The 2,528-nt window shown below is 57.2% G+C and carries 3 protein-coding genes; 1 reads left to right on the plus strand and 2 read right to left on the minus strand.

All coding sequences use genetic code 11. The features are described 5' to 3' along the window. A partial coding sequence (locus VGK48_17240) for a hypothetical protein (protein HEY2382923.1) occupies positions 1–360 on the minus strand: 360 nt, incomplete at its 3' end. A 204-nt stretch (positions 361–564) separates the two neighbouring features. Beyond that, positions 565–1,194, minus strand: a complete 630-nt coding sequence (locus VGK48_17245) for an outer membrane beta-barrel protein (protein HEY2382924.1) — start codon at positions 1,192–1,194, stop codon at positions 565–567. 319 nt (positions 1,195–1,513) lie between these two features. Here VGK48_17245 and VGK48_17250 point away from each other — a divergent pair, with 319 nt between their 5' ends. Continuing rightward, positions 1,514–2,347: a hypothetical protein gene (locus VGK48_17250; GenBank protein HEY2382925.1), complete on the plus strand. Its 834-nt coding sequence runs from the start codon at positions 1,514–1,516 to the stop codon at positions 2,345–2,347. Positions 2,348–2,528 lie beyond the last annotated feature (181 nt).

Below are 2,528 nucleotides of genomic sequence, written 5' to 3' on the forward strand. Positions count from 1 at the left end.
CTGCAACACCTCGATAGCCTTGCTGTGCTTGCCGGCTTCCACATAGCTCTGAGCCTGACGTAGTAGGTTTTTGCCCGCGCGCGACAGCGTATGGCGCAATTTGGCGACCGACACAGTGCCGGGGGCAGTAGCGGGCTCGGCGTCTGAAGGGAAACTCGCGTTCGCCAAACGCCGGTCCAGGCGCTCAAATACCGTGTGGGGTCTCTCGCCGGAAGCGTTATCGATAGTCTCCGCGAACGGATCGGCGGCAGGCCAACCGGTCTCCGCGCGGTTGTTCGCTTCATACGCGGTCTGCGCGGGAACATAGACGCTGAACATCACAAATAGCAATAATCGAGAGATTGTACCGTGCAGGGCCATCCTGATCCTCCAATCCTCACGACTCCCTGCACCTCTTGCCTGACTCGCGTGCAATCCAATCGCCACGGGCGTCGGAATAAACGCGGTTCAACCCAAGGCGAATAGAAAATCAAACGCCGCCGAGCGTGTACCTGGAACGTCTTCGTTCCGCGCAGCACACCTCTCGACGGCGTGTGGATTGGAAAAGCTAACGCGAGCGCGCTGTTACCAGCGGATGCCGAATGTCACAGGAAGGATGTCGGCATGTCTGTCGTTGCCTAGGAACATGCGATGATAGCGAGCTTCCGCGTAGAATTTGGCGTGCCATTTGGTGCCGAACGAAATTCCCATGCCGCCGTTGACGCCGGGCTTGTTGACCGAATACGACGTGAGTACCTGAGTGGCCGGGACGGCCACCGGATAGAATCCGAAGTACGGATCAAAGCCGGTGAAAAACTGCGTGGTGGGCTGCGTGAATTCCTGCCGCCGATGATACAATCCGCCGCCGCCGATGAAGTAGACATCGACGGGTCCGCGCGGGTTGGTGTGAACCACCGGATCCAGCGTCACCGACCACATACTGACATCGCCACCTGGAAACCCGAGGGCGTCCAGTTCAGCTCTGTTGATATCGAGCTGATTAAAGTTGAATTGCCCCATCAATCCGATATACGGATTGAAGTTGAATCCCAGACCGCCATCGAAATCCCAGCCCGTGTTCAACCGCCGCCCGGAGCCGCCGACTCCCTGAGTGAATCCGCCACCTATGTTAAAGGCGACTCGAGGAGTTTCCTGCGCGCTCAATACACCGACCATCAAAAGACCCAGACCCGAAGCGAGTGTAATACTCTTCATACTGCCTCCTGACTGGTAGATCTTTCCAGCGCCGCGGAGTTTCCCGCGATGAGGAAAGAAACTGAACCCACGGCAATTTGACGATAAAATGTTTTTCTTTTCCTGGCCCCACCGCAGGGCTGTGCAGATTCTGCCCGTGACGGCAAGGCCTGCTCCGCGGTATCTGGCAATGACCCGCGGCACTCGTAAGAATTGCGGGTTGGTCCGGTGAGCAATGGACCTCTAATCGGCAAGTTGCTGCGTCTGGACGACTTGGATCTCGGCATCCGGGTTGCATGCGATGAGGTGCGTCCTGAGGGCGCTCGATAGGAGAAAAAGTATGAAACATTTTCCCTTGTTTCAAATGGGAGCGCTGGCCGCAGCTATAGTCTGCTTGGCGCCTCTTACCACCAAAGCGGATGATTACGACAAAAAAACAATCGTGACTTTCGACCAGCCGACCGAAGTTCCCGGTATCGTGCTGCAGCCCGGCAAGTACGTTATCAAGTTGCTGAATTCCGCTTCCAACCGGCACATCGCCGAAGTGATGAATGAACGCATGGATCACTTGTATGCGCTTACGTTCACCGTCGCCGCCGAGCGTGTCGGACCGTTGACCGACAAACAGAATGACCGGATCTTGTCGTTCTATGAAGGCAAAAACGGTGAACCGCGGGCCGTACGACGGTGGTTCTGGCCGGGAGATACGATCGGGCAGGAATTTCTGTATCCTAAAAACCAGGCTGACAGGATAGCGGCGAATACCGGCGAGAAAGTTCCTGAAGGCAAGCTGCCGACCGTGGCGGAAAGCGGCCAATCCCTGGCACCCGACAATGCGAACGGATTGACTCTTCAAAGCCGCGATCAGGACGATGCGACCTCGAAGAGCAAGACCTCGACGGCTTTCACCGCCAGCGCAGCCGAACCGGCGAAGCCCGAACCCGCCGCGGTCATCGCTCAGAACACGCCTCCTCCGCAAAATGCCGTTCCTCCGGCACAACCGCAGGACAAAGACGATTCGCAAAACAGTTCGGCCGTAGCCGCGTCAAATTCGAATCCCTCGGATACGACGCTGCCGCAAACCGCGAGCTATCTTCCGCTGATCGGCCTGATCGGCCTGATCTCTCTGGGCTTGGCTCTGCTGATTTCCGTTAGACGGCACCCATCGTCGTAGGGAGATATCGTAATTGTAGAAAAGGGCGCTGCTACACCTGAAAAAAGGTGTTGGGAGCGCCCTTTTTATACGCCTGCCGGCTGGCGGAATACGCGATTTCGAAAGGCCGTTCTAAACCGCGCAGTTGACAGCCACTTCCTTCCGGTCATCTTTTTCCGGACCTGTCTCCGACCCCGCCCGG

The sequence above is a fragment of the Terriglobia bacterium genome (genome assembly GCA_036496425.1).
Taxonomy (GTDB): domain Bacteria; phylum Acidobacteriota; class Terriglobia; order 20CM-2-55-15; family 20CM-2-55-15; genus 20CM-2-55-15.